Genomic DNA, 25,944 nt, shown 5'->3' with positions numbered 1-25,944 from the left:
TCCGGGCGCCATGGCCGGGCCAACGGGGTACGACGACGGGGCCGCACCCGGGCGCCCGGACCCCGACCGCAAGCGGTCCCTGCAGGAGCGCCTGCGCCTGGCGTTCCTGACTCCGAGGGGCTGGGGCCTGTTCTTGGCCGGGGCGGCGACGCTCGTGCTCGCCTGGCTCATGGGCCGCCGCGAGCTCGTCAACATCGCCGTCTTCCTCGCCGTCGTCCCGCTCCTGTCCGCCGCCGTCGTCCGGATCGGCGGCAGCCGCCTGCACGTCCGCCGCGGCTTCGACCCCGACCCCGTCATCGCGGGCGAGACCGCCCACGTACGTCTCGAGGTCAGCCACCGCGGACAGCTGCCCGGGTCCGTCTCGCTGACCGAGGCCCTGCCGCCGCGCTTCGGCGCCTCCCCGCGCTTCGACGACCCGCGCTCCGGCGGCCGCTACCGCTACCGGCTGAAGCCGGCCCGCCGCGGCGTCTACTCGATCGGCCCGCTGACCGCGCTCTTCACCGACCCCTTCGGCCTCGCCTCGCGGCCCGGCGCCGTCGACCGCCCGGCCCCGCTGACGGTCGTGCAGCCCGTCCCCCGCCTCGAGCCGAACGGGGTCCTCGGCGATGCGGGCAGCCACGGCGAGGCCCGCGCCAACCGGCAGGCCACCCCGGACAGCGACGACGTCATGACGCGCGAGTACCGCGACGGCGACCCGATGCGGCGTGTGCACTGGCCTGCGACGGCGCGGCACGGCTCGCTCATGGTGAGGCAGGAGGAGTACCGGTCCACGCCGCGCGCGACCCTCCTCGTCGACCGCCGCCGCGAGCCCTACAACGGCAGCTACCTCGGCTTCGACGAGCCGCTCGAGGTCGCGAACTTCACCGGCTCCCCGGGCACCACGACCCCCTGCTTCGACTGGGTCCTCTCCGCGGCCCTCGGGATCGCCGCCCACCTCGCCGAGCTCGGCTACGCCGTCGACCTGCTCGACCAGGACGGCCGGCCCCTCGCCGGGCACTCGACCTCGGCGCCGGACGGGCACCGCGATCTGTTCTCCGGCCCCGATGCCGCGACGGACCTGCAGCTCGCCCTGGCCGGCGTCGGACTCGAGGACCCCGCGGCGCCGCGCCGCCGGTCGGGACACGATCCCGACGGACTCCGCCAGGCCTCCCCGCCCGGCGGCCCCGGGGACAACGGCGTGGTCCGCCGGCTCTCGGCCGTCATCCGCAACGCGCGCAATCCACTCGTTCTGCTGACGGGCCGGCTCACCGAAGCCGAGGCGACGGAATGGGTCGAGGCCGTCGGCAGCGGCCGGAACACCGCGGTCTTCCTCGCCACGAGCACCCCGTCGGCCTCGCTCGGGGCCGCCTCCGTCTTCCGCCAGGCCGGCTGGCACCCCATCGGCGCCACACCGGACCAACCGGTCGCCGCCGCCTGGACCCGGCTCGGCACCGTCGAGCGGATCGACGGCACCAGGAGATCGCGATGACCCTCCTCGACACTCCCGGAACTCGGGCCGCCGGCACCGCCGACGAGCGCCCGGACGGCGGCCGGCAGCGTGCCCCGGGGCGCCGGGCCGGGGCCGCCTGGCTCTCGGGAGCCGCCGTCGCCGCCGCCGTCCTCATGGCCTCCGGGAGCCTCAACGGGGTCTTCGAGGGCTGGCGCTGGCTCGAGCACGCGACCGTCACCGTCGTCGCCGTCTGCGCGGCCGCGGCCGGCGTGCGCGCCCTCGGGGCGCGGAGCCCGTGGCCCACGCTCGCCGCGCTCACGGCCCTCGTCTGCACACTGACCCTGCAGTTCTTCTCCGAGTCCGCGTTCCTGGGCTTCCTCCCCGGCCCCGAGACGGTGCGGCGTCTCCTCGAGGTCTTCCCGGCCGCGAACCAGGCGATCCTCTCCGAGGCCCCGCCCGTGCTGCCCGGCGCGCCGCTCGTGTTCCTGACCTGCCTCGCCGTCGGGCTCGTCGCCGCGACGACGGACCTCATCGCCTTCGGCCTGCGCTTCCCCGCCTTCGCCGCGGTGCCCCTCGGCATCGTCCTCGCCGCCGCCTCGCTCATCAAGCCGCAGGGGGCGGGGCTCGGGCACGTGGCCGCGACCGCCGTCGGATTCCTCCTGATCCTCGGTGCCGCCCGGCTCGCCGACTCGACGATCGATCCCGCCGCCGCGGTCCACAGCGGCCTGCTGCGGCAATCCGTGCTCATCGCCGCCGGCGCCGTGATCGCGATGCTCGTCGTCCCGCTCGCCCTGCCCGGATTCACCACGGGGCTGCTCCCCGAGGGGCGCAAGCTCTACCTGTGGGGCCAGCCGACGGGCATCAATCCCGTCCTGAACCTCGGCAACAACCTCCGCTCCCCCGTCGGGCTCACGACGGTGCGGTACTGGACCGATTCCGAGGAGCCCCTCTACCTGCGGACCGCCGTCGTGGGCGACCTCGATGCGGCTCGCTGGGCCCCTGGGGACGCCGACGTGTCCCGGCAGCCCATGGACGGCTCGCTCGACCAGGGGCCCTGGGCGGCGTTCGAGGGCGAGACGACGATCGTGAACACGCGCATCGCGACGGGCAACTACGCGAGCCCGTGGCTGCCCCTGCCGACCGGCGCGGGCGCCGTCGACGGGCTGCGCGGCACGTGGGGCTGGTTCCCGGAGACCGCCACGGCGTTGGCCGGGGCCGGCGCAGCGAGCCCGGACCAGGACTACCGCGTGGTCTCCCGCCGCCCGGTCATCACCGCCGAGCTGCTCGCCGGCTCCGGCCGGCCCGCCGAGGGCGGCCCTCCCGTGCCGGAGGTCTACTCCTCCGTGCCGGACGAGCTGCCCGGGATCGTCGTCGAGACCGCGGAGCGCGTGGTCGCGGAGGCCTCGGCCGGCAACGACTACGAACGCGCCCTGGCCCTGCAGAACCACTTGCGCGGGGTCGACTACCGCTACTCGGAGGAGACCCCCCTGGAACAGGGCTACGACGGCAATGGCCTGGCCGTCGTCGAGGCCTTCCTCGAGGTCAGGAGCGGCTACTGCATCCACTACTCCTCGGCCATGGCGCTCATGGCCCGCTCGCTCGGGATCCCGAGCCGCATCGCGATCGGCTACGCGCCGGGACGCGAGGCCGGCGGCACGGTCGACGGCCCGGACGGAACACAGCTGCAGGGGTACTCGATCACCTCCCGCAACGCCCATGCCTGGCCGGAACTGTACTTCGAGGGGATCGGCTGGGTCCCGTTCGAGCCGACGCCGGGCCGCGGCACCACGCCCGGCTACGCACCCGACGCCCCGGGCCCCGCGGAGGGCCCCGTCGAGGACCCGCTGCTCCCGGCGCCCGGGCAGAACACGGCCGACCCCGGCGCCGAGCCGACGAGCGAGGCCAGCAGCCCGGCCGCCACGCCCGGCGGCGGCAGGGGCAGCGGCGACGGGCCCGGCACGGCGCCGACCATCGGCGGAGCCGTGCTCCTGCTGCTCCTGCTCGCCTCGCCCCACTTGTTGCGGCGCCTCGCCGGCGCCCGCCGCCTCCGCCGCGTGCGGGCGATGGACGCCCCCGGAGCCGGCCCCGAGGCCCGGAGTGACGGCCCCGCCGCCGCGTGGGACGAGCTCGTGGCCCTGGGCCTGGACTACGGGCACCGCATGCGCGCCGCGGAAACGGCGACCGACTACGCCAACCGGCTGACGGGCACCCTCCCGGACGCGGCCGGCTCCCTGGCCGTCCTCCGGGAGGCGTTCGAACGCGTGCGCTACGCCCCGCCGGGACACGGACGGATCCCCGAGGGGACCCACCGGCACGTGCCCGAACCCCGGCCCGACGGAGGATCGCTCGCCACGCGCCTCGCCGGCGTCCGTCCGGTGCCGACGGCACCGCCCGGCGGCGCCGAGCTCGCCGCCGCGCTGCGCGAGGTGGAGCTGGAGCTCTCGGCCGCGGCCGGCGCCGCCGCGCAGGCCCGGGCCCGCGGCCTGCCGCCGTCGTTGTTCGTCCGCTGACCCCGGCGCACCGCGGCCCGTCAGACCGCGTAGGGGTCGGCGATGCCGATGTACTGGGTCGTCGTGTACTCCGCGATGCCCTCGGCGCCGCCCTCGCGGCCCAGGCCGGACTGCTTGACGCCGCCGAACGGCGCGGCGGCGTTGGAGATCACGCCCGCGTTGAAGCCCACCATGCCGAACTCGATCTGCTCGGCGACGCGGAACATGCGGTTGTAGTCCGCGGTGTAGAGATAGGACGCGAGACCGTACTCGCTCGCGTTGGCGAGCTTGACGGCTTCCTCCTCCGTCTCGAACGTCGTCACGGGAGCCACGGGGCCGAAGATCTCCTGACGCAGGATCTCGGCGTCGTTCGGCACGCCCGCGAGCACGGTGGGCTGGTAGAAGAAGCCGTCGCCGTCGATCGGCGCACCGCCCGTGACCGCCTCGGCACCGGCCTCGACGGCCGCCGTGACGAGGGCGTGGACATCGTCTCGCGCGCCGCCGTCGATGAGCGGGCCCACGGTCGTGGACGCCTCGGTACCGCGGCCCGGCACCAGTCGCTCCATGGCCTCGGCGAAGCGGCGCGTGAACTCCTCCGCCACCGACGTCTGGACGAGGAAGCGGTTCGCCGCCGTGCAGGCCTCGCCCATGTTGCGCATCTTCGCGGCCATGGCGCCCTCGACGGCCCGGTCGAGGTCGGCGTCCTCGAAGACGATGAACGGGGCGTTGCCGCCGAGCTCCATCGAGGTCCGCAGGACGTTGTCCGCCGCGTCCTTGAGCAGCTGCCGGCCCACCGGGGTGGAGCCGGTGAAGGAGACCTTGCGCAGACGCGGGTCCTGCATGAGCGGGCCGGAGATGCCGGAGGCGGACTTCGAGGAGACGACGTTCAGGACGCCGGCGGGCAGGCCGGCCTCCAGCAGGACGGCCGCGAAGAGCTGGCTCGTCAGGGGCGTCAGCTTGGCCGGCTTGAGCACCATGGTGCAGCCGGCCGCCACGGCGGGGCCGACCTTGCGGGTGGCCATCGCGAGCGGGAAGTTCCAGGGGGTGATGAGCAGGCACGGGCCGAGCGGCTTGCGCTGGACGAGGATCTTGTTCTTGCCCTCGGGCGTCGTCACGTAGCGCCCGTAGTCGCGGACGGCCTCCTCGGAGAACCAGCGCAGGAACTCGGCGCCGTAGACGACTTCGCCACGGGCCTCGGCGAGCGGCTTGCCCATTTCGAGGGTCATCAGGAGTGCGAAGTCCTCGGACCGCGCCGTGACCAGGTCAAAGGCGCGCCGCAGGATCTCGGCCCGCTCGCGCGGGGCCGTCCGGGCCCAGGCGGCCTGCGCCGCGTCGGCGGCGTCGAGGGCGGCCACGGCGTCCTCGCTCGTGGCCGAGGCGAGGGTGGCCAGGACGCGGCCCGTGGAGGGATCGTGCACGTCGAAGGTCCCGCCGTCCGACGCGTCCCGCCACTCGCCGTCGATGAGCAGGCCGGTGGGGACGGAGGCGAGCAGTTCGGCTTCGCGCTCCGGGGTGATGGTCGTCATTGAGTGATCTCCCGCAAGTGGTGGGCTGGTGTGTCCCTGCCACCGTATCGACGTGGCTTCCCCGGTGTAAATGCCGCCCTGCACCATGACGCGGGCTCCCCGTTGTGCACTTGTCCCCGTGCCGGACCCCGGCCTCCGCGGAGCTCAGGCCCGCGCGTCGAGGACGGCCGCGTAGAGCTCCCGCTTGGAGACGCGCTCGCGCTCGGCCACGGCGCCGACGGCGTCCTTGAGCCGCAGCCCCCCGTCGACGAGGGCCTGCACGGCCGCGACGTGGTCGGCCGCCTCGGCCGGCGCCGCCTCCCCGGCCCCGGCGACGACGACGGCGATCTCCCCCTTCACCCCGTCGGACGACCACGTGGCCAGTTCGTCGAGGGTGCCGCGCCGCACTTCCTCGTGGAGCTTCGTGAGCTCGCGGGCGACGGCGGCCCGGCGCAGGGGACCGAACGCCTCGGCGAGCGCGCGCAGCATGGGTTCGAGCCGGTGCGGCGCCTCGAAGAACACCATCGTGCGCCGCTCGTCGGCGAGTTCGGCGAGGCGGCCGGCACGGTCGCCCGGCTTGCGGGGCAGGAAGCCCTCGAACGTGAAGCGGTCCGTCGGCAGGCCGGACAGCGCGAGCGCCGTGGGCACGGCGGAGGGGCCGGGGACCGCGGTGACGTCGAGCCCGGCCGCGACGGCCGCCTCGACGAGCCGGAAGCCTGGGTCGGAGACGGCGGGCATTCCGGCGTCGCTGACCACGAGGAGGTCGTTGCCGTCGCGGACGAGCCCGAGCAGCTCCTCGATCCGCGCGCCCTCGTTGTGCTCGTGGAAGCTGATGAGTCGGCCGGCGACCCGGAGGCCGAGCGCATTGGCCAGGTGGAGGAGCCGACGCGTGTCCTCCGCGGCGACGAGCGGGGCCGTCGTCAGCCACTCGACGAGGCGGGGCGAGGCATCACCCAGGTTTCCGATCGGCGTGGCCGCCAGGACGATCCGTCCGGGGCCGGGGGTCGTGTTCACCCCGCCAGCCTACCGTCCACGCGTCCGCCTCCGGCGCCGTGCCGGACTCCGCCGGTAGAGTGGGCCGGGTGAGCGCATCGACCGGAACCACCAGCCCGCGCTGGGTCCGCGACCCCGCCGATGCGTTAGGTGAAACGTCGCTCCGCGGCCGCCTGCTCGGACCCGCGGTAGCGGCTACGCGCCTGGCCTGGATCGTCCCGCTCGCCGTCACCGCGCTCGCCGCGCTGCTGCGCTTCTGGAACCTCTCCCACCCCCACGCGTTCACCTTCGACGAGACCTACTACATCAAGGACGCCTACACGCTCCTGGAGTCCGGCTACGAGCGCAGCTGGCCGGACGAGGCGAACGACGCCTTCATCGCGGGCAGCCCGGCGCCGAACGACGACGCGGCCTACGTGGTGCACCCCCCGCTGGGCAAGTGGCTGATCGGGCTCGGCATGCTGGTCTTCGGCTGGGACAACGGGCTCGGGTGGCGATCGGCCGGCGCCCTGGCCGGCACCTTGTCCGTGCTCCTCCTGGCGCTTGCGGCCCAGCGGCTGTTCCGATCCCCCGTCCTCGGCGGTCTCGCCGGGCTCCTCTCGGCCGTCGACGGCCACCATCTGGTCATGTCCCGCACCGCCTTGCTGGACATCTTCCAGATGTTCTTCCTCCTGGCCGCGTTCTACCTGCTGCTCGTGGACCGCGACGACGGACGGCGCAGGCTCGCGCAACGGCTCGCGGCCGCCGTCGGGGGCGGCGCACCCGATGCCCCGCGGACCCGCGACGCCCTCCTCTACGGGCCGTGGCTCGCGTGGCGCCCGTGGCGGCTCGCGGCCGGGATCCTCCTCGGCGCCGCTGCCGGCGTGAAGTGGTCCTCGCTGTCCTTCATCGCCGTCTTCGGGCTCATGACCGTCCTCTGGGACGTCTCGGCCCGGCGCGCCGCCGGCATCCGCCGCTGGTTCACCGCGGGCATCCTGCGCGACGGCGTGCCCGCCTTCCTGACGATGATCCCCGCCGCCGTGGCGGTCTACGTGGCGACGTGGTCCGGGTGGCTCGCCACCTCCGGCGGCTATCACCGCGACTGGGCGTCGCAGCACCCCGAGCAGGCGTGGCCGCTCGTTCCCGGGCCCCTGCGGTCCCTCATCGACTACCACCGCAGCGCCTATTCCTTCCACCAGGGGCTGTCCTCGGACCACTCGTGGGAGTCGGGGCCGTGGACCTGGCTCTTCGCCGGCCGGCCCGTGCTCTTCTACTACGAGGGCGTCGAGTCCGGGGAGCCGGGGTGCGCGGCGGCAAGCTGCAGCGCGGTCATTACGGACCTGCCCAATCCCGTCCTCTGGTGGGCGGCCTCCCTGAGCGCGTGCGTGGTGCTGCTCTTCTGGGCCGGCCGCCGCGATTGGCGGGCGGGGGCCATCCTCTCCGGGCTGCTGGCCGGATTCGTTCCGTGGTTCCTCTACCCGGAACGCACGATGTTCTTCTTCTACACGATCTCGTTCCACCCCTTTATGGTCCTGGCCCTCACCTACGCGCTGGGCCTCGTCCTGGGCCGGCGGGACGCCCCGCCCGAGCGGCGCCGGGCCGGCGTCGTGGCCGTCGCGGTCTTCCTGTTCACCGTGGTGGCGCTCTCGGCCTTCTTCTGGCCCGTCTGGACCGGTGAGACGATCCCCTACGAGCAATGGCGGCTGCGGATCTGGATGCCGAGCTGGGCCTGACCCTTTATTACCAGCAAGTAACTTAGACTGTGACCCGGACCATGCAATCCACCCAGGAGAGGCCGATGCGCGAAGCCACCACCCCCTTGCTCCACGAGCTGCCGGCCGGCTACGGTGCCAGCCAGCTGCTCATCGACCGGCTGGCCCGCGGCGGGGGCGCCGACGCCTATGCCGTCAAGGTCGACGGCGCGTGGCACGGCATCCCGACGGCGGAGTTCGTCGCGGTCGTCCGGTCAGCGGGGCGTTCGCTGGTCGAAGCCGGGGTCCGTCCGGGCGACGCCGTGGCCATCATGTCCCGCACCCGCTACGAGTGGGCCGTCGCGGAACAGGCCGTCTGGTTCGCGGGAGGCGTCTCCGTCCCGGTCTACGAGACCAGCTCGCCGTTCCAGGTCGAGTGGATCCTGCGGGATTCCGGCGCCCGGCACGCGTTCGCCGAGGATCCGCAGCGCGCCGCGGTGATCGCCGCGGCCGCCGAGTCCCTCGGCGAAGCCGTCACGCTCTGGTGCTTCACGGGATCGGCCCCCGGCACGGACGAGGCGTCCGCCCCGGCGGCTTCGGGCGTCGCGACGCCGCCACCCGTCACCGGAGGAACGGCCCACCAGCCGGGCCCCGGCACCGCCCCCACCGGCATCGGGACGGGGAGCGACCTCGCCCGCCTGATCGGCGCCGGCCGCACCAGCCCGGTGTCCGAGGCGGAGCTGGAGGCGGCGCGCACCTCGCGCGGGTACGACGACGTCGCGACCCTGGTCTACACCTCCGGCACCACGGGCCGCCCCAAGGGCTGCATGATGACCCACGGGAACTTCGCGGCCATCGCCGTGAACCTCGTCCCGCACATGCGCGAGGTCGTCTCCGAGGGCTCGCGCACCCTCATGTTCCTCCCGCTCGCCCACGTGCTGGCCCGGGCCGTCCAGCAATGCTGCCTCCACGCAGGAACCACCGTGGCCCACACGCCCGGCGCAGCGGACCTCATGGAGGACCTCAAGACCTTCAGGCCCACGTTCCTGCTCGCCGTCCCCCGGATCTTCGAGAAGATCCGCTCGGGGGCCCTCGCCAAGGCGGAGGCCGGCGGGAAGGCCGGACTCTTCCTGCAGGCCGAGGAGGCGGCCGTCGACGTCTCCCGGTGGCGCGACGCGAAGGCCCGCGGCGGGGCCGCCCGGCTGCCGCTCGCGACGCGGGCGCGCCACCTCTTTTTCGACAAGGCCCTGTACCCGAAGCTGCGCGCCGTCCTCGGAGGCCAGGCGGAGTACGCGATCTCCGGGGCCAGCGAGCTCAACACGGGGCTCGCCCACTTCTTCCGCGGCGCCGGGATCGGCCTCCTCGAGGGCTACGGCCTCACGGAGACCACCGCCCCGGCCACCGTGAACATGGCGGGCGACACGCGGGTGGGCAGCGTCGGCCGGCCGATCCCGGGCACCACGGTCCGGATCGCGGACGACGGCGAGGTCCTCATCAAGGGCATCGGCGTCTTCGCCGGCTACCACGACAACCCGGAGGCCTCGGCGGAGGCGTTCGACGCGGACGGATTCTTCCGCACGGGAGACCTCGGGACCCTGGACGACGGCGGCTTCCTCACCATCACGGGGCGCAAGAAGGACCTCCTGGTCACGGCCGGCGGCAAGAACGTGGCACCGGGGCCGCTCGAAGAGATCGTCCGCGCCTGCCGGATCGTGGGGCAGGTGGTCCTCGTGGGCGAGAACCGCCCCTTCATCGGCGCGCTGGTCACCCTGGACCGGGACGAGCTCGGCCCCTGGGCGGCCGGGAAGGGACTCGGCGCCCTCGACCCCTCCGAGGCCGTCCGGCATCCGGAGGTCCTCGCGGAGATCCAGGCGGCCGTCGACGAGGCCAACGCCACGGTCTCGCGCGCCGAGGGCATCCGCCGCTTCGTGGTCCTGGACGAGGAGTTCACGGAGGAGTCCGGCCACCTGACGCCGTCGCTCAAGCTCAAGCGGCTCGCCGTCATGGAGTCCAGCGCCGGGGCCATCGAGAAGCTCTACGCGGGCTGACCCGGCCGCGGACGGCGAAGGCCCGGGGGTGCTCCCCCGGGCCTTCGCCGTTCCCCCCGGCGGCCGCGCACCGCGGCTCCGGGGCCGGCCGCCTACGGCTGGCGCACCAGGCCGAAGTCCCGGGCCTCCTGGCGCAGGCGGGAACGCTCGCGCCGCTTGGCGGTGGGCCACGTGGCGATGAGCACGACGACGATGCCGAGCAGGGCCAGGGCCCCGACGGCGATCCCCGCGTCGACCCAGAACTGCGGCGGGTAGAGCCGGATCAGGGTGTCGTCGAGGCGGAACGTCCAGGTCCCGTCGGCGAAGAAGACCTGGTGCACGGCGGTGAAGAACGACTGCCAGCCCACGATCGCCGCGGCGGCGAGGCCCGCGATGAGTCCGAGCGAGACGAGCGCCCCGGCGAACAACCCGCGGCGGATCCCCCCCGCGTAGCGCACGGCGAGGTACCACATGATGCCCAGCGCCAGGACGGCGAGCCCGAGCCCGCCCCAGAACGCCGTGCCGAGGACCATCTTCACGTCGGCCATGTGCGCCACCTCGGTGGCGAGGAACAGCGGGTCGCCCCGCCCGTCGACGAGGCCGCCGAGGTAGTCGGACCCCGCGGCGTTGGTCAGGTAGTCGACGCCGTAGGAGCCGTAGTTCAGCCGTTCGGCGCCGGTGAACCCGTAGGCATCGGCCGGGAATCCGGGGCGGTTGTAGGCGAGCCAGAGGAACCACGGCGTGGCGACGGCGCGGACCGCCCCGATGAGCAGCAGGAGCGGGAAGGCCAAGGCCAGGACCACTTGGAGCACGCGCGGCAGGCGGGGCTTGGCGGTCAGCGCGGCGTCGCGCGCGGCCTGGCGACGGCGGGCGTCCGGGTCCCGCAGGGCCGCCAGCTCGGCGGGCAGCGGATCCTTGCGCTTGGCCGCGGCAGCGGCCGCCGCCCGACCCGCCCCGGGGGAACCGGCCGCCGGGGCCGCGGCCACCGGGACCGCCGGCTGAACGGCGGTCGACGCCGGGTGGGGTGCCTCCTCAGCAGCCGCGTGCCGCTGGTCTGCGGTGGCGGCCGGCTGGACGGAGGTCGCCTCGGTCACGGGCTCAGGCGCGGGCCCACGCCTGGCGGCGCGGTCCAGCACCGCGTCGTCCCGTTCGGCGTCGATCCTCCCGGGCGGCGTCGCAACGGTCTGCGCGTCCCTCGGCCGGTCGCCTGTCCCGGCCCCGGGCACGGGTTCGCTCGCGCGGGCCGAGTCGTCCGACTGGTCCGGCCGGGAGCGCGCTTCTACTCCCGGCCCGTCATCGTCGCGTCCGGGCTCGACGCCGCGGCCGGGTTCGTCCCCGGGCCCGTCGACGGCCGGCTTCCGGGCGCCGGCGGCATCGCGGGCGGCTCGGCCACCGGCAGCCCCCGAGGAGGCTTCCACCGCGGGGTCCGCCTCCCGGCTCGGCTTCATGTCCGGCTCCGGCGCGGACTCCCGCTCCCGTTCAGTTTCCGATTCCGGCTCCGGCTCCGGCTCCACGGTTCCCTCCCGATGAACCGGCGCGGATTCGAACCGCCCTTCGTCGCAGCCGAAGTCCTCGGGGTCCTCACCCAGGGCGCGCAGCGCCTCGTTGAAGCGCTCGAGCTCCTCGTCGCGCGCGTCCTGCGACGGCTCCGGCTCCGTTCCAGGCGCGGGCGTCGGGGTCTTGTTCTCGCTCATGCGTTGCCTTTTCCTTTCTCGGCACCACGGGGGTGCTACGCCGTCGGAACCGTGGCCCCGGCGTCGTAAGTATCCATGTCTCCCGTGGCGCCCGAGGCGACGGCGCGCCGCCCCAGGACCAGGGTGTAGGTCCAATAGCCGGCCAGGACCGCCAGGCCCAGGCCCATCCGCACCCCATGCGGGAGCGGGCTCGGCGTCACGTACGCCTCGACGATCCCCGAGACGAGCAGCACGAGGACCAGCCCCAGGGCCACCGTCATGAGGGAGCGCCCCTCCGCGGCCAGCGCAGCGGCCCGCGTCCTCGGCCCCGGAGCCACCCAGGCCCAGAAGATCCGCAGCCCGGCGGCCGCGGCGATGAAGATGGCCGTGAGCTCCATGAAGCCGTGCGGAAGGATGTAGAGGAAGAAGGTGTCCAGCTCCCCGAACGCCGCCATGACGCCGCCGGCCATCCCGATCCCGATCGCATTCTGGACCAGGACGAACGGCACGTAGAGGCCCGTGATGCCGAACGCGACGCACATCCCCGCGATGAAGGCGTTGTTGCTCCAGACCGCCCCCGCGAACGAGGCCGCGGGGTTCTCCGAGTAGTAGTCCACGAAACGGTGCTCGGCGTAGGCCCGCAGCTCCTCATGGGAGCCCATCGCCTCGACGACTCCCGGCGTGCCCGCGGCCCAGAAGCCGAAGGCCGTGGCGAGCGCCGTGAACAGGACCCCGATGACCACGGTCAGGTGCCGGATGCGGTAGAACGCCGCCGGCAGGGAGACGACGAAGAAGCGGGCCAGCTCCGCCAGGACGTCACCGCGCGCGCCCGTGAACCGGGTCCTCGCCCGGGACAGGCGGGCCGAGAGGTCCGCGGACACCACGGTGTCCGGTTCCACGGAGCGGACCATCGACAAGTGCGTCGACACGCGCTCGTACAGGGCCAGGAACTCGTCCGCCTCGGGGCCGCTCAGCCGACGCCGGGAAGACAGCGCATCGAGGCGCTGCCAGTCCGGCTGGTGCACGGCGACGAAGGCATCAAGGTCCACGCTCCCACCCTATCCCGGGCCCGTCGGCTACATTGGGAGGACCGCACCACCGCGATCCGGGAGGACCATGAGCACCGTCATCACGGGCGAGGCCGTGGTCCTGGAACTCCGCGAGGCCAGCTTCGTCCCCCGCGCCGTCGGCTGCCTGATCGACTACCTCGTCTACGCCCTGGCGCTCCTCGGCACCGTGGTCCTGCTGGGCGAGACCACCACGCTGCTCGACGAATCCGCCGCGACGGCGATGTGGCTGGGGATCTCCCTCTTCTGGCTTCTCGCCGTACCCGTCGCCGTGGAGACGCTCACGCGCGGCAAGTCGCTCGGCCGCGCCGTCATGGGGCTGCGGATCGTCCGCGACGACGGCGGATCGATCCGCTTTCGCCACGCGTTCATCCGCGGCATGCTGGCCCTGCTGGAGGTCCTGGCCCTGTTCGGCTCGCTCGCCTTGATCGTGGCGTTCTCCAACGAGCGGGGCAAACGGCTCGGCGACATGTTGGCGGGGACGTACTCGATGCGCGAACGCCGGGCCCGGTTCACGCCCCAGCTCCCGCCCGTCCCGACGCGTCTGCAGCCGTGGGCCGAGCTCGCCGACCTGGGCCGCGTGCCGGACGCGCTGGCGGCCCAGGTGGTGCGGTTCGTCCGCCAGTCCGCGTCGATGACGCCGCGGTCCCGGGAGCGCGTCGGCGCCGAGCTGGCCACCCAGGTCCACGCATTCGTCGCCCCCGCCCCCCCGCCCGGCACGGGGGCCGAGGACTTCCTGACCGCGGTGATGGCCGAGCGGCGCAACCGCGACTTCCAGCGCCTCAGCGCGGCCAAGGAGCGCCAGCGCGCCGTCGCCGAGCGGCTGCACCGGCTGCCGTTCCAGGGCACGCGGTAGGGGACGCCCGCGGCGGGCTCCGGCACGGCTCGGCCGCCCGTCCCGGGGATTCCGGGACCAGGCGGCCGGCCCGCTGCGCTAGTAGCGGTAGTGGTCCGCCTTGTACGGGCCGGCGACGTCCACGTCCAGGTACTCCGCCTGCTCCTTGCTCAGCTCCGTCAGCTCGACCCCGAGGGCGTCGAGGTGCAGCCGGGCGACCTTCTCGTCGAGGATCTTCGGCAGCACGTAGACCTGCTTGCCGTAGGCGGGGCGCCCCTCGGCGTCGAGCTGTCCATGCTTCGTGAAGAGCTCGATCTGGGCGATCGTCTGGTTCGCGAAGGAGTTGGACATGACGAAGCTCGGGTGCCCCGTGGCGTTGCCGAGGTTCAGCAGCCGGCCCTCGGAGAGCACGATGATCGAGCGTTCCGCCTCCGTGCCGGACTCGAAGACCCACTCGTGGACCTGCGGCTTGATCTCGACCTTGCGGACGCCGGGCACGCGGGCGAGGCCGGCCATGTCGATCTCGTTATCGAAGTGGCCGACGTTGCCGACGATGGCCTTGTCCTTCATGCGCAGCATGTCGTCGGCCATGATGATGTCCTTGCCGCCGGTCGTCGTGATGAAGAGGTCTCCCTGCTCCAGCACGGAATCGAGCCGCGCCACCTGGTAGCCGTCCATCGCGGCCTGCAGCGCGCAGATCGGATCGATCTCGGTGACGATGACGCGTGCGCCCTGGCCCCGCAGCGCCTCGGCGGCGCCCTTGCCGACGTCGCCGTAGCCGCAGACGACGGCGACCTTGCCGCCGATGAGCACGTCGGTCGCCCGCATGATGCCGTCGGGCAGCGAGTGGCGGATGCCGTACTTGTTGTCGAACTTGGACTTCGTCACCGAGTCGTTGACGTTGATCGCCGGGAAGAGCAGCTGGCCGGCCTCCGCCAGCTGGTACAGCCGCATGACGCCCGTCGTGGTCTCCTCGGTGACGCCGAGGATCCGCTCGGCCGTCCGCGTCCACTTCCGCGGATCGTGGGCGAGCGAGCGGCGGAGCGTGTCCAGGATGATCGTGTACTCGTGCGCGTCGCCCTCCGCGGCGGACGGGACCGCACCGGCGGCCTCGAACTCGACGCCCTTGTGCAGCAGCAGGGTCGCGTCCCCGCCGTCGTCCAGGATCATGTTGGGACCGAGCTCCGGGTCGCCGGCGGCGCCGGGCCACGTGAGGATCTGCTCGGCGGTCCACCAGTACTCCTCCAGCGACTCGTTCTTCCACGCGAAGACCGGGACCCCCCGGGGATCCTCCGGGGTCCCGTCACCGACGACGACGGCCGCAGCGGCCTCGTCCTGGGTGGAGAAGATGTTGCAGGAGGCCCAGCGGACCTCCGCGCCGAGGGCCGTGAGCGTCTCGATCAGCACGGCGGTCTGGACGGTCATGTGCAGCGATCCGGCGATCCGGGCGCCCTTGAGCGGCTGCGTCGGCCCGAACTCCCGGCGCAGGGACATCAGGCCCGGCATCTCGTGCTCGGCGAGGCGGATCTGGTGGCGGCCCGCCTCGTGGAGGCCGATGTCGGCGATCTTGTAGTCGAAGGTCATGAGGGCTGCTCCGTGGGGTCGCTGGTGGTTTCGGCGGGGGTCGGCAGGAGGACGGGGATCCCGTCCTGGACGGCGTAGCACAGGGGCTCGCCGCCGGGGCCGGGGACGGTGGACACCAGCTCGTCGCCGCGCCGGACCAGGGTCGAACCCGTCACGGGGCACCGCAGGACGGCCAGCAGCTGGGGAGGAATATGGGCCATGGCCCCAGTTTATGGTCTCGCGCCGCGAGCGCTGCCATCCCGTGACGGGCGGGGGCCGGCTGCCCGGATCGCCGGAACGTCCGGTGCCTCAGGAGGGGCCGCGCAGGACGCGGAGCCGTGGGCGCCCCGCCTCGGCGTCGGCCGGGGGCTCGAGCGGCTCCGGAGCGTTCCGCGGCGCCGGGGGCGCACCGGCGCCGGGCGCGTCCCCGGCGGCCACACGGGACGGGTCTTCCCGGACGGCGTCCGCGAGCGCCGAGAGATCGTCGGATTCCAGGCGCGGGCGCTCGGGCAGTTCGAGCCGGACGACATCCCATCCGCGCGGGACGGTCAGCCGTTCGGCATGGGCCGCGCAGAGGTCGTAGCAATGGGGTTCGGCGAACGTCGCGAGCGGACCCAGCACGGCCGTCGAGTCGGCGTAGACATAGGTCAGCGTGGCGATGGCCGGCTGGCGGCAGGCCGAGCGTGAACAGAGTCTGATGGATCCCACGAGGACCCAGCCTACCCGGCGGGCCCTCCCCGGCCGGGGATTGACGCCGCCCGGCGGGCCGCCGTCGTTCCGCCCGCGACGCGGTCCGCTCCCGCGCGCCGCCGTCCGAGCGGGCCTCGCCGTCCGGCGGCGCCGGTCGCGTCCCGAGCCGATAAGCTCGGAACATGTCCGACGCCGACTCCCTCGATCCAGGTCACGGCCCGTCCACGGGATCCCGCGGGCGGCCGTTCGCCCGCCGGCGCCGCAACCGGCACGGCCGCGGGCTGCGCGGCGCGCTCATGCTGCAGCAGCTGCCGGGGTCGCGGACCCGGGCCGAGCGCTTCGAGGACCTCGTGGCGGGTTCCGCCGAGCGGCTCGAGGAGTTGTGGGGACCGCGGATCGCGGCCGTGGCCTTCGAGGTCGAGCTCGTGCCCTCCGAGAAGTCGCTGCGCCGCGCCGAGTCCTCCGGCGGGCCCGTTCCCCTCGGCACGGCGTCCTCCGCGACGGCCCGCCGTTCCGCCGTCATCCGCGTCTACCGCCGCCCCGTGGAGCAGCTCGCGGGACACGCCGTCGACCTGGGGGACGTCGTCCACGACGTCGTCGTGGAACTCGTGGCCGAACTGCTCGCGATGGCCCCCGAGGACGTCGATTCCAGCTACGGCCGCGGTTTGCAGGGACACTAGCGGCCCCGACCCCGGGAACGGGACCCGGCGACCCTGGGCTAGGGTGTGACGTCGACGACGACTGAGCGCTGGGAGGGGGTCGCGGGCGGCAGGGTCGTCCCCGTCGCCGTTCCCCGGGGCTGGAAGCCCACGAGCCCGCCGTAGACGGGGTCCCCGCTCGTCCCGACGATCACCGCGACCGTGTCCCCGCCGAGCCGGGTGATGTCCTGGACGAGAGTGGTCCCCCCGGACGTCTGGAGCGTGGTCTCGGCCCCGATCCCTCCATCCGCGGAGACGGGCCTCAGGGTGATCGTGGACTCCCCGCCGACGGAACCGAAGGCCAGGCGCGCCGTCCCCGTCTCCGGCACGACGACGAGGTGCTCGCTGCCGAGCCGCTCGGCCGAGGCCATCCACGCGAGGTCCGTCTCCGGTGACTCCGCGTTGCCCCACACGGTCCGGACGGCCGCCACCAGCGGCTGGTCCGCCTGGACGTTGACGGTGTAGGTACCGGCGCCGAGCGAGTCCAGCGGGACGAGCACGGTCTGTCCGGCCTCGACGGAGTGGACGCCGTCTCCGGGGAGCGCGGCCTCCCCTCCGGTGCCGAAGGCGCGGACGTTGAGCACGGCGTCCTCGGTTCCGGGGACGGTGACCTGCAGCGCAGTGGACGCGTCAGCGTACTCGTCGCCGTCGAGGTGAGCGGTCGCCTCCGGGTCCTGGACCAGGACGCCGGCGACCGTCTGCCCGTCGGCGGGCGCCGCGGAGGGTTCGATGTACTCCACTCCCCCGGGCACCAGCCCGCGCAGGACGCTCTGCTGGATCACGCTGACCACGGGGGCACCCTTCGCCACGACGTGGACGGACACCGCCGGCTCGTCCGCGGCGAGGCCCGCGAGCACGATCCGCTTGGATTCCCCGGGGGCCAGGACGATCCCCCGCGTGGCGCCGGAGTCGATGGGACCCGTGGGCCCGTGGACCTCGAGGTCGACGGTCGAGGCGGAGGCCGAGGGGTTGGTGACGACGAGCAGCGCCATCCGCCCCAGCTCGGTCGAGGCGCCGACGAGCCACTGCTCGTGCGACGGGCTCTGGCAGCGGGAGCTGGCCAGGCCGGCCAGGTCTCCGTCTTCGGCCTCGTAGCCCCGCGCCATGCCGGCGACGGAGGTGAAGCCGCCAAGCGGCTGGACGGTCAGCGCCGTCGGCCCCCCGGACTCGATGCCGGATCGGGCCGCGGCGGAGCGACCCGAGAACCCGTCCGCGCTGGCCGCCGCCTCCTGGGCGGCCTCGGCGTCCGGTACCGCGGGCGCCAGCCGCTGCACCTCGCCGCCTTCGGCGTCCGAGACCACGCTCCCGGGGATCCGTTCGGCGGCGTCGCCGACGACGACGGCGCGCAGCGGCGCCCGTTCGGTCGAGGAGGCGGAGCCGAAGGCCGGGTCCGTCCCCTCGGCGGTGGTGCCCTCCACAACGCGGGGCGCCTCGGGGCACGACGCCACGAAGTCGCCGGCCGGTAGCGTGATGCGCGGCACCGCTCCATCGGCCGTTCCGGGGCCCGGCAGGAGCCACGCGGCCGCGGCGACGCCGCCCCCGGTCCCCAGCACGAGGGCGGCCCCGGCGGCCGCCGCGGCGATCCGGCCGCGCTTGCGCCTCTGCGTGGTAGCGGTCATCGTGCTGCCTCCTGGTGGTTCTCCGGCTCCGGACCGCCTGCGGGCTCCGGGGCGGCCGCGTCATCCGCGTCCGCCGCGCCGGCCTCGGCGGCGTGCCCGCCCGCGGCGGCCTCACCGTGGCCACCGGCCGCAGTGTCCCGGCCGGAGCCCTCGCCGCCGTCCGCGGCGCTGTCCGCGGTCGGGTCCCCGCTCCCCCCGGCGTCGAGCTCGCGGATGCTGTCCGCGCTCGACGTCGAACGGTACTGCTCAAGCCGGCGCACGGCGAAACGGCGGCGCTGCGGGATGGGGACCAGCAGGAGCAGGGCCATCCCGAGGACCGTTCCCTGCGCGGCCAGGACCGGGACGGTCCAGGCGGAGTCGTAGCGGATCTCGAGCGTTCCCGGGCCGGCGGGCAGTTCGAAGGCCTGGGCCCAGCCCGTGCCGGCCGGCGGGAGGGGCTCGCCGTTGAAGCGCGCCCGCCATCCGGGATCGCTGCGCTCGGCCAGGACGACGAGCCGGCCCTCGGCGCCTGCCGGAACGTCGTGGCCGGAGACCTGGGCGCGTTCGGACGGCACGAGCCGGACCGTGGCGCCCCCGGCGTCGACGATCCTGACCCGGGCCGTGAAGTCCGCGGGATTGTCCGTCCCCTCGAGACCCGCGGCGGGCTCGACGCGCCACAGCCACCCGGATTCGGTCCGGCCCACGGCCCCGAGGCCCGGGACGGAATCGAGCTGGCCGGCCAGCGCGTCAGTGGCCGCATCCCCCGGCCGCAGGACCACGAACGAGACCCCGAGCTCCTGGAGCGCCTGACGGGGATCGATCGACTGGCCGGAGACGATGGAGGCGACCGTGGAGCGCACGAGCGCCGTCACGTCGTCGTCCTGGCGCGGTTCGGCATCGACGAGGCCGCCGTGGAAGCGCCCGACGTCGACGATGGCGGCGAGTCCGTCGAGGCTCGTGCCCGCGCCGTCCATGAGCGATGCCGTCATCATGCCGTCGTCGCCCCGCCCGATCACGAGCGAGCGGTCCTCGAACGGACCGGTGCCGCGGTCGGCGGCTGTCGCGGGCAGCGTCCGGGCGGCGCCCGGAACGACCTCGAGCGCGGTGCCGAGGCGCTCGGGCGTCGCGGCACCGTCGCCGGCGGCGTCGGCGACCGCTTCTCCCGTCGCGAGTCCGGGAACGAGCCACAGCGCCGTGGAGGCCGCCGTGGCGGCGAGCAGGAGCGCCATCGCCGCGGCGAAGGCCGCGGTGCGCCCGCGGCCGCGGGGCGCCCCGGGCTCGTGGTTGGCGCGCGCGTCGCGGTGGAGGCGGCGCAGCCCGTCGAGTCCGACGACGGCGGCGAAGACCGCGGCGAGCGTGAAGACGGAGACGAACGGGCCGGTAAACGCGGACACGGGGGTTCCGGCGTCGACGGCCGTCGGAACGAGTCCGGACGCGACGCCGGCGGCGAGGGCCAGGACGCCGACGGTCCACAGCGTGCGCGCGGTCCAGCCCCGCGGTCCGGGCCTGAAGAGCCCGACGGCCGCGAGCAGCAACACCGGCGCGCCGATGGCGATCGCGGCGGTCAGCGCGCCGGGGACTTCCGCGGGGAGCCAGCCGAAGCCGGCGAGGGGCGCCGCGGCGTCGAACGCCGTGGGGAAGCCGAGGAGCTGCTGCCACAGCGGCGCGGCCTCGAAGGCCTGGGGGACGCCGGGGTCGGCCAGGAGGATCCGGGGCTGCTCCGCTGCGGCGACGAGGTGGCCCGCCGCGAGAACGAGCGCCGGCACGGGAACCCACCACAGGGTCTTGGCCCGCCGACCAAGGGGCAGCGCGACGAGGACCGTGGCGACGACGGCGAAGGGCAGAAGGGCGGGCGAACCGGCCGTGCAGGCGGCGAGTCCGAGACCGGCCCCGGCGGCGGCCGCCCAGGAGGGGACGGAACGGACGCCGGCCCGCGGCGGCCCGGCCCCGGCGTCGTCGCCCGTCCGGCGTTCCCGGGCGGCCCCGACGGCCCGGATGCACCCGAGCACGACCCACGGGAGCACAACGTGGACCGCGACCGCTCCGGCCCGTCCTCCGCCGAGGGCGGACTGCAGGGCCGGGGCGAGGGCCCAGAGGAGCGCCCCGACGAGGCGCGCGGCACGGCTGCCGGTGACGGCGCCGAGCGCCGTCCAGGCGCCGAGGGCGGCCAGCGGCATCGCGGCGAGGAAGAGGACGACGAAGGCGGCGTTGGCGTTTCCGAGACCGGCCGCTCCCACGAGCCACAAGACGTGGTCGAACGGGTCGCCGGGGCCGGGTTGGCCGCCGCCCGCACCCTGCCACCAGGCCGTCGCGTGGTGCCAGATGTCCCCGAGGCCCGGCGAGAGCGGGAGCAGCGACCCGCCCGTCAGGGCCGGCGCGTTGACGAGGCTGCGCAGGCCGATCAACGCGGCCGTTCCGGCGATGAGCACGACGAGGACCGCGCTCACGGCGTCGGAGGTCCGGGCCGGCGCGGCGAGCGCCGCGAAGTCGTCGTTGTTGTCCCCCGAGGGGTTCGAGGCCTCCGACGTCGAGCCGGTGCCGTCGCCGACGACGCGCGTGGCCTCGAGGCCCTCGAGCAGGTTCCGGCGGTGGGCCCAGACCTCCCGCCGGGGAACCATGAGGATCCGCACCATTGAGCGGGAGACCCTGCGCGTGCGCCGGGCGGCGCGCCGGGACCTGGCCAGCCGCAGCGGGGACAGGACGGCGGCGAGGCTCGCCCCGAGCTGGCCGAGGGCGTGCCCCGGGTCCTTGGCCACGAGGCTCGCGAAGAAGCGGAGCACACCGCCGAGCACCGCGCCCAGGGCCACGAACGGCAACTGCCACGCGCGGGCGTGCTTGAGCCGCAGGTACACCTCGGCCCGTCGGGCTGCCACGGGTCCGGCCATGGACTTGATGGTGTCCGCGGAGTGGTACATCCGGGCCTGCGGGACGACGACGACGCGGTGCCCGGCCAGGCGGTTCCGCCAGCAGAGGTCGAGGTCGTCGCCGTGTCCGGGCAGGGCCGGGTCGAAGCCGCCGAGCTGCTCCCAGGCGTCGCGCCGGACGAGCATTCCGGCGGAGTTCACGGCGAAGCTGTCCGAGCGGCGGTCGTACTGGCCCTGGTCGAGCTCGTCCACGTCGATCAGGGTCAGGCGCTCGCCCCAGCGGCTGACGGTCAGTCCGGCGTCGAGGAGGCGACGCGGCGCGTCCCGGTCCAGCTGCTTGCAGCCGGCGATGGTCACGGACGGGGTGGTCTCGACGGACCGCAGGAGCGACTCAAGGGCGTAGGGGTCCGGCGCCGCGTCGTCGTGCAGCAGCCAGATCCAGTCCTGGATCTCGGGGTCCGCGGCCGGAAGTCGTCCCTGCAGCCCCGTGGCCACGGAATGGCCGAAGCCCTGCGACGCGGCCTCGACGACCGGCGAGCCCTGGGGCAGGCCCGCGCGCAGGAGCGCACCCGATGCGTCGGAGGACCCCGCGTCGACGCCGATGCACACGTCGGCGGGCCGGCTCTGGCCGTTCAGTGCCTCCAGGGTGCCCGGAAGATAGCGTGCGCCATTGTGTGCGACCAGTACTGCGGTGACGCGGACTTGCGAGTGAATCAGACTGCTCGCTTCCGCAACCGGCGCCGCTCGCGCTCCGACAGGCCGCCCCAGATTCCGAAGCGCTCGTCGTTGGACAGGGCGTACTCGAGGCACTCGGCCCGGACGTTGCATGCGCCGCAGACCTTCTTGGCGTCCCGCGTGGATCCGCCCTTCTCGGGGAAGAAGGCCTCCGGGTCCGTCTGGGCGCACAGCGCCTCGGTCTGCCATCCGAGCTCGCCCTCGTCCTCGGCGCCGGGGAACTGCGGCATGCCGATCCAGAGGGCCGTGGACGGGGTGGCCTCGGCAGCGCGCCCGGAGTGCAACTCGCGGACGGGGGCGACGGGGGCTTCCTCGTGAAGCGCCTCTGCCGCCGATTCGTGCGCAGCGAGGAAGGCCGTGGCCTGGTCCTCGAGGTCCTGGCCCGTGGCCGCGCGGTAGCGTTCGGCGGCGGACTCGTCCGCGGGGTCGACGAACCAGTCCGCGGGCACGCCGCGGGATCCGTAGGCCGCCGCGGACTGCGCGGCGACCCCGTTGTCTTCGTGAATGCGCTCTGCTGTCCCCATGATGTGAGCCCTTCCGCTGGTCGTCTGTCACTGCCTCCCGGCCGCCGGGTCGGCTCCGGGTTCCACCGGCCCGTCCCGCCGCCGTGGACCGTGGGGTCCATGCCGCGCGGGGACCGGTTTATCCGTCGCTTGGGCCAAGCCGGTTCGCTGTCTAATTACACTGGTGTAACTCGGTGTACGTCAAGTGGAAGCGGTGATTTTATAGATACCGCCCCCTCGAAAGGCGCCACGCCACGCCCGGCGAATTCCGCGGATTCCGGGCGTGTCCCAAGTTCCGCGGATTCACAGGGTTTTCCCAGCATCGAAAGGCGGTCCCCCGTGGACTCCGAGACCATTTCGTTAGATTTTACGGAACGGCTGCTGAGGCCGCTGCGCGCCTCGACCGCGCCGCTGCTCGTCTGGCACGGCCCGGACGGCGAACGCGTGGAACTGAGCGGTCGGGTCGTGGACAACTGGGTCGCCAAGTCGGCCAACCTCCTCGCGGAGGAGTTCGACTGCGGCCCCGGGACCTCGGTCGCGCTCGAGGCACCGCCCCATTGGAAATCGGTGGCCCTCGCCCTCGCCGTCTGGCACACGGGCGCCCGGCTGGTCATCGACGGCTCCGGACACCCGGACCTCGTCCTGGCGTCGTCGGCCGCCGCGGCCGCGGAGCGCTGGCCGGACGCGGACCTGGCCGCCGTCGCGCTGGGGGCGCTCTCGCTCCGGTACGACGACGGACTCCCACCGGGTGCGCTGGACTACTCCGCCGAGGTCCGGGCCTTCGGCGACCACTACCTCGCCGATCCCGTCGACGGCTCCTCCCCGGCCCTCGCCGGAGCGGTCGACGACACCTCCTATGCGGAGCTCTTCGGCGGCGCGGGCCTGCCCGGGGGAACGGCCCTCTGGGCCGATCCCGGCACCCCCGGCGTGCTGGGGCACTTGCTGCGCACCGCCGTCGGACTCTTCGGCGCCGGCGTGCCCCTCGTGCTCCTGGGAGCGGGCGTCACGGCCACGGAGCGCCTGCTGACGGGCGAACGCGTGGAGAGGGACTGCTCCCCCGGCGCGGCGTCCCGCCCAGGCGCGGGCTAGGGCTCGCGGTCCCCGGCCCCCTGCGTCTCGAGCGGGGCCGCCGGCTGCCCCCCGCCGGCGGCGTGGCGTGCGGCCGTGGCATGCGGGTGGAGCAGTTCGTGGTCCTTCTGGAACTGGGGCTCCGCGTCCAGCTCCTCCGTGAAGACCCAGAAGCGGTAGGCGAAGAAGCGGAAGATCGTGCCGAGGACGAGTCCGACGACCGAACCCGCGATGAAGAGGCTCGTCTTGTCCGTGAGCTGCAGCCAGTACTTGGTGACCCACACGCAGGCCGCCGCGATGAACAGGCCGATCCCGTTCATCACGAGGAACAGGACGAGCTCGCGCACGACCGACGCGCGGCGCCGGTGGCGGAACGTCCAGTAGCGGTTGGCCACCCACGAGAACAGGGTCGCGATGATGCCGGCCAGGACCTTGGCCTTGACCTCGGAGCCGTGCATCGGACCGTTCATCGCCCACAGGAAGATCGTGGTGTCGATCACAAAGGCGATGCCGCCGACGACTCCGAACTTCATGACCTCGCGCCACAGCATCGATACGAGACCGGTGGCCCGGCTCATCAAGTCCTTCAGCATGTTCCTCCACGTGTTCGTGTGATGTGCGGTCCCCCGGCGCGGACCGGACGGGTCCGCGACGCTCCGGTCCGGTCCGGGAGCCAGTCAACCCCTTATTGTAGGCATCCCTGCTGTGGATTCGCTTGGAAGGGCCTCCTGCCCTGCCCCGGCGGGCGCCCGTCCGCGCGCCGCTTGGGTAACCTAGTGGGGTGACGTTTCCTGTGATCGGCGTGGTCGGTGGCGGCCAATTGGCCCGAATGATGGCGCCCGAGGCGATCGGCCTCGGCTTCGAACTGCGAATCCTCGCCGAGGCGGAGGATGTCTCCGCCGTCGCGGCGGTGCGCTCAGCGCCCGTGGGCGACTACCGCGACCTGGACACCCTGCGCCGCTTCGCCGCGGGCGTCGACGTCTTGACGTTCGACCACGAGCACGTCCCGAACGAGCACCTGCACGTGCTGATCGAGGAGGGCGTCAACGTCCAGCCGCGCCCGGCCGCCCTGATCCACGCCCAGGACAAGCTCGTGATGCGCGCGGCGATCGAGCGGCTCGGGCTGCCCAACCCCGAGTGGTCCGCCGTGTCCTCCGTGATCGAGCTGCGCGCGTTCGGCGAGGAGATCGGCTGGCCCGTGGTCCTGAAGACGCCCACGGGCGGCTACGACGGCAAGGGCGTGAGGATCGTCGACGGCCCCGCCGCAGCGGAGGACTGCGCCGACTGGTTCGGCGACGGCCCGCTCCTGGCCGAGGCCAAGGTCGGCTTCACGCGGGAGCTGTCGGCCCTCGTGGCCCGCACGCCCGACGGCCGTTCGGCCGCCTGGCCCGTGGTGCACACCATCCAGGTCGACGGCGTCTGCGACGAGGTCATCGCCCCCGCACCCGGGCTCGCCACCGAGGTGGCCCGCACCGCGCAGGAGACCGCCCTGCGCATCGCCGACGCGTTCGACGTCACGGGCGTCATGGCCGCCGAGCTCTTCGAGACCCCGGGACACGGCGCCGGGTTCGTCGTCAACGAGCTCGCCATGCGCCCTCACAACACGGGCCACTGGACCATGAACGGCTCCGTGACGAGCCAGTTCGAACAGCATTTGAGGGCCGTCCTGGGCCTCCCGCTCGGCGACACGGCCGCCCTCGGGGGCTACAGCGTGATGAAGAACTACCTCGGCGGGGCGAACGAGGACCTCTATTCCGCCTTTCCCGCCGCCCTCGCCGCCGAGCCGCGCGCGAAGATCCATGCCTACGGCAAATCCGTCCGTCCCGGACGTAAGATCGGGCACGTCAACGTGGTGGGCCTGCCCGGCGAGGACCCCGGCACCGTCCGGGCTCGGGCCGGACGCGCCGCGGCGATCATCCGCGACGGGCGCGAACCGGCGGCCGGTCCCGCGGCCACCACCCCGGCGGGAACCGACGGTTCCCCCGTACCAGCCACCGGAGGAACCCTGGCATGAGCACCGCAAGCCCGCTCGTCGGCGTCGTCATGGGCTCCGACTCCGACTGGCCCGTGATGCGCCTCGCGGCAGAGGCCCTGGAGGAGTTCGGCATCCCCTTCGAGGTCGACGTCGTCTCCGCCCACCGCATGCCGGAGGAGATGATCGACTACGGCAAGCAGGCCCATGCCCGCGGCTTGCGCGTCGTCATCGCCGGCGCGGGCGGCGCGGCCCATCTGCCGGGAATGCTCGCCTCCGTGACGCCGCTTCCCGTGGTCGGCGTTCCCGTGCCGCTCAAGACCCTCGACGGCATGGACTCCCTCCTCTCCATCGTCCAGATGCCGGCCGGCGTGCCCGTTGCGACCGTCTCGATCGGCGGCGCCCGGAACGCCGGCCTCCTCGCGGCGCGCATCCTCGCCGCGGGGGATGGACCCTTCGCCGGGGAACTGCGCGGACGTCTCGTCGAGTTCGCGTCGGCGCTGCGTCAACAGGCCGCCGACAAGGGGGCCGCCCTGCGCCGGCTCGCCGCGGAACGTTAGGAACG

At 73.9% G+C, this 25,944-nt stretch carries 20 protein-coding genes; 9 read left to right on the top strand and 11 right to left on the bottom strand.

Going from position 1 to position 25,944, the window contains the following annotated elements:
* The first annotated feature begins 10 nt into the window (after window positions 1-10).
* Together AC0QR5_RS01430 and AC0QR5_RS01425 are read left to right on the top strand one after the other, a co-directional pair.
* Window positions 11-1,468: a DUF58 domain-containing protein gene (locus tag AC0QR5_RS01430; protein WP_329859763.1), complete on the top strand. Its 1,458-nt coding sequence runs from the start codon at window positions 11-13 to the stop codon at window positions 1,466-1,468.
* On the top strand, window positions 1,465-3,939 hold the full coding sequence (locus AC0QR5_RS01425) for a transglutaminase TgpA family protein (RefSeq protein WP_329859762.1): 2,475 nt from the start codon (window positions 1,465-1,467) through the stop codon (window positions 3,937-3,939). The genes AC0QR5_RS01430 and AC0QR5_RS01425 overlap by 4 nt, the downstream gene beginning before the upstream one ends.
* 20 nt (window positions 3,940-3,959) lie before the next feature.
* On the opposite strand, the gene AC0QR5_RS01420 is transcribed toward AC0QR5_RS01425, so the two are convergent.
* Both AC0QR5_RS01420 and rsmI read right to left on the bottom strand, forming a co-directional pair.
* Complete coding sequence (locus AC0QR5_RS01420) at window positions 3,960-5,444, bottom strand: NAD-dependent succinate-semialdehyde dehydrogenase (protein WP_329859761.1); 1,485 nt, start codon at window positions 5,442-5,444, stop codon at window positions 3,960-3,962.
* A 144-nt stretch (window positions 5,445-5,588) separates the two neighbouring features.
* Complete coding sequence (gene rsmI, locus AC0QR5_RS01415; RefSeq protein ID WP_329859759.1) at window positions 5,589-6,437, bottom strand: 16S rRNA (cytidine(1402)-2'-O)-methyltransferase; 849 nt, start codon at window positions 6,435-6,437, stop codon at window positions 5,589-5,591.
* Between the two features lie 68 nt (window positions 6,438-6,505).
* On the opposite strand from rsmI, the gene AC0QR5_RS01410 reads away from it, so the two are divergent.
* Complete coding sequence (locus AC0QR5_RS01410) at window positions 6,506-8,128, top strand: dolichyl-phosphate-mannose--protein mannosyltransferase (protein WP_329859758.1); 1,623 nt, start codon at window positions 6,506-6,508, stop codon at window positions 8,126-8,128.
* A 65-nt stretch (window positions 8,129-8,193) separates the two neighbouring features.
* On the top strand, window positions 8,194-10,134 hold the full coding sequence (locus AC0QR5_RS01405; RefSeq protein ID WP_329859757.1) for an AMP-dependent synthetase/ligase: 1,941 nt from the start codon (window positions 8,194-8,196) through the stop codon (window positions 10,132-10,134).
* A gap of 92 nt (window positions 10,135-10,226) precedes the next feature.
* On the opposite strand, the gene AC0QR5_RS01400 is transcribed toward AC0QR5_RS01405, so the two are convergent.
* Window positions 10,227-11,807, bottom strand: a complete 1,581-nt coding sequence (locus AC0QR5_RS01400) for a DUF1461 domain-containing protein (protein WP_329859755.1) — start codon at window positions 11,805-11,807, stop codon at window positions 10,227-10,229.
* Between the two features lie 35 nt (window positions 11,808-11,842).
* Window positions 11,843-12,835 (bottom strand): stage II sporulation protein M, encoded by a 993-nt coding sequence (locus AC0QR5_RS01395; RefSeq protein ID WP_329859754.1) that lies wholly within the window; start codon window positions 12,833-12,835, stop codon window positions 11,843-11,845.
* Between the two features lie 67 nt (window positions 12,836-12,902).
* Here AC0QR5_RS01395 and AC0QR5_RS01390 point away from each other — a divergent pair, with 67 nt between their 5' ends.
* Complete coding sequence (locus tag AC0QR5_RS01390) at window positions 12,903-13,709, top strand: RDD family protein (protein WP_329859752.1); 807 nt, start codon at window positions 12,903-12,905, stop codon at window positions 13,707-13,709.
* 78 nt (window positions 13,710-13,787) lie between these two features.
* Here the strand turns inward: AC0QR5_RS01390 and ahcY are convergent, their stop codons facing one another.
* The 3 genes from ahcY to AC0QR5_RS01375 all read right to left on the bottom strand — a co-directional run bounded on the left by ahcY (window position 13,788) and on the right by AC0QR5_RS01375 (window position 15,959).
* Entirely contained in the window at window positions 13,788-15,272 is a 1,485-nt protein-coding gene (gene ahcY / locus AC0QR5_RS01385; protein WP_329859750.1) for an adenosylhomocysteinase, read from the bottom strand.
* Complete coding sequence (locus AC0QR5_RS01380; protein WP_329859749.1) at window positions 15,269-15,472, bottom strand: Trm112 family protein; 204 nt, start codon at window positions 15,470-15,472, stop codon at window positions 15,269-15,271. The genes ahcY and AC0QR5_RS01380 overlap by 4 nt, the downstream gene beginning before the upstream one ends.
* An 88-nt stretch (window positions 15,473-15,560) precedes the next feature.
* Window positions 15,561-15,959 carry a DUF3499 domain-containing protein gene (locus AC0QR5_RS01375; protein WP_329859748.1) on the bottom strand — a complete coding sequence of 133 codons (399 nt, stop codon included), beginning with the start codon at window positions 15,957-15,959 and terminating at the stop codon, window positions 15,561-15,563.
* Between the two features lie 164 nt (window positions 15,960-16,123).
* On the opposite strand from AC0QR5_RS01375, the gene AC0QR5_RS01370 reads away from it, so the two are divergent.
* Window positions 16,124-16,621, top strand: coding sequence for a metallopeptidase family protein (locus AC0QR5_RS01370; protein WP_329859747.1), 498 nt, complete (start codon window positions 16,124-16,126; stop codon window positions 16,619-16,621).
* 38 nt (window positions 16,622-16,659) lie between these two features.
* On the opposite strand, the gene AC0QR5_RS01365 is transcribed toward AC0QR5_RS01370, so the two are convergent.
* The 3 genes from AC0QR5_RS01365 to AC0QR5_RS01355 are packed head-to-tail and all read right to left on the bottom strand — an operon-like array spanning window position 16,660 to window position 22,360.
* Window positions 16,660-18,258, bottom strand: coding sequence for a DUF5719 family protein (locus AC0QR5_RS01365; protein ID WP_329859745.1), 1,599 nt, complete (start codon window positions 18,256-18,258; stop codon window positions 16,660-16,662).
* The gene (locus AC0QR5_RS01360; RefSeq protein ID WP_329859744.1) at window positions 18,255-21,929 is read right to left on the bottom strand and encodes a glycosyltransferase family 2 protein; all 3,675 of its coding nucleotides are present in this window, start codon (window positions 21,927-21,929) and stop codon (window positions 18,255-18,257) included. Before AC0QR5_RS01360 ends, AC0QR5_RS01365 begins: the two co-directional genes overlap by 4 nt.
* A complete protein-coding gene (locus AC0QR5_RS01355) occupies window positions 21,815-22,360 on the bottom strand; it encodes a WhiB family transcriptional regulator (RefSeq protein ID WP_329859743.1) in 546 nt (181 codons plus the stop codon). The genes AC0QR5_RS01360 and AC0QR5_RS01355 overlap by 115 nt, the downstream gene beginning before the upstream one ends.
* Window positions 22,361-22,678: 318 nt before the next feature.
* Between AC0QR5_RS01355 and AC0QR5_RS01350 the strand changes: the two genes are divergently transcribed.
* Window positions 22,679-23,428, top strand: a complete 750-nt coding sequence (locus AC0QR5_RS01350; protein WP_329859742.1) for a TIGR03089 family protein — start codon at window positions 22,679-22,681, stop codon at window positions 23,426-23,428.
* On the opposite strand, the gene AC0QR5_RS01345 is transcribed toward AC0QR5_RS01350, so the two are convergent.
* Window positions 23,425-24,000, bottom strand: coding sequence for a GtrA family protein (locus AC0QR5_RS01345; RefSeq protein WP_329859741.1), 576 nt, complete (start codon window positions 23,998-24,000; stop codon window positions 23,425-23,427). The two genes, AC0QR5_RS01350 and AC0QR5_RS01345, sit on opposite strands and share 4 nt — an antisense overlap.
* Window positions 24,001-24,188: 188 nt before the next feature.
* Between AC0QR5_RS01345 and AC0QR5_RS01340 the strand changes: the two genes are divergently transcribed.
* Window positions 24,189-25,421 (top strand): 5-(carboxyamino)imidazole ribonucleotide synthase, encoded by a 1,233-nt coding sequence (locus AC0QR5_RS01340; RefSeq protein ID WP_329859740.1) that lies wholly within the window; start codon window positions 24,189-24,191, stop codon window positions 25,419-25,421.
* Complete coding sequence (purE, locus tag AC0QR5_RS01335) at window positions 25,418-25,939, top strand: 5-(carboxyamino)imidazole ribonucleotide mutase (protein ID WP_329859739.1); 522 nt, start codon at window positions 25,418-25,420, stop codon at window positions 25,937-25,939. Before AC0QR5_RS01340 ends, purE begins: the two co-directional genes overlap by 4 nt.
* Window positions 25,940-25,944: the final 5 nt, after the last annotated feature.

The sequence above is a fragment of the Arthrobacter sp. J156 genome (genome assembly GCF_056172865.1).
Note: the sequence above shows the minus strand (reverse complement) of the source record. Positions and strands in the feature narration are given on the sequence as shown.

What these genes read in the sequence shown, in the direction of transcription:
- AC0QR5_RS01430 (WP_329859763.1), top strand. Translation starts at nt 11, where the DNA reads ATGGCCGGGCCAACGGGGTACGACGACGGGGCCGCACCCGGGCGCCCG.
- AC0QR5_RS01425 (WP_329859762.1), top strand. Translation starts at nt 1,465, where the DNA reads ATGACCCTCCTCGACACTCCCGGAACTCGGGCCGCCGGCACCGCCGAC.
- AC0QR5_RS01420 (WP_329859761.1), bottom strand. Translation starts at nt 5,444, where the DNA reads ATGACGACCATCACCCCGGAGCGCGAAGCCGAACTGCTCGCCTCCGTC.
- AC0QR5_RS01405 (WP_329859757.1), top strand. Translation starts at nt 8,194, where the DNA reads ATGCGCGAAGCCACCACCCCCTTGCTCCACGAGCTGCCGGCCGGCTAC.
- AC0QR5_RS01400 (WP_329859755.1), bottom strand. Translation starts at nt 11,807, where the DNA reads ATGAGCGAGAACAAGACCCCGACGCCCGCGCCTGGAACGGAGCCGGAG.
- AC0QR5_RS01390 (WP_329859752.1), top strand. Translation starts at nt 12,903, where the DNA reads ATGAGCACCGTCATCACGGGCGAGGCCGTGGTCCTGGAACTCCGCGAG.
- ahcY (WP_329859750.1), bottom strand. Translation starts at nt 15,272, where the DNA reads ATGACCTTCGACTACAAGATCGCCGACATCGGCCTCCACGAGGCGGGC.
- AC0QR5_RS01380 (WP_329859749.1), bottom strand. Translation starts at nt 15,472, where the DNA reads ATGGCCCATATTCCTCCCCAGCTGCTGGCCGTCCTGCGGTGCCCCGTG.
- AC0QR5_RS01370 (WP_329859747.1), top strand. Translation starts at nt 16,124, where the DNA reads ATGTCCGACGCCGACTCCCTCGATCCAGGTCACGGCCCGTCCACGGGA.
- AC0QR5_RS01365 (WP_329859745.1), bottom strand. Translation starts at nt 18,258, where the DNA reads ATGACCGCTACCACGCAGAGGCGCAAGCGCGGCCGGATCGCCGCGGCG.
- AC0QR5_RS01360 (WP_329859744.1), bottom strand. Translation starts at nt 21,929, where the DNA reads ATGCAACGTCCGGGCCGAGTGCCTCGAGTACGCCCTGTCCAACGACGA.
- AC0QR5_RS01355 (WP_329859743.1), bottom strand. Translation starts at nt 22,360, where the DNA reads ATGGGGACAGCAGAGCGCATTCACGAAGACAACGGGGTCGCCGCGCAG.
- AC0QR5_RS01345 (WP_329859741.1), bottom strand. Translation starts at nt 24,000, where the DNA reads ATGCTGAAGGACTTGATGAGCCGGGCCACCGGTCTCGTATCGATGCTG.
- purE (WP_329859739.1), top strand. Translation starts at nt 25,418, where the DNA reads ATGAGCACCGCAAGCCCGCTCGTCGGCGTCGTCATGGGCTCCGACTCC.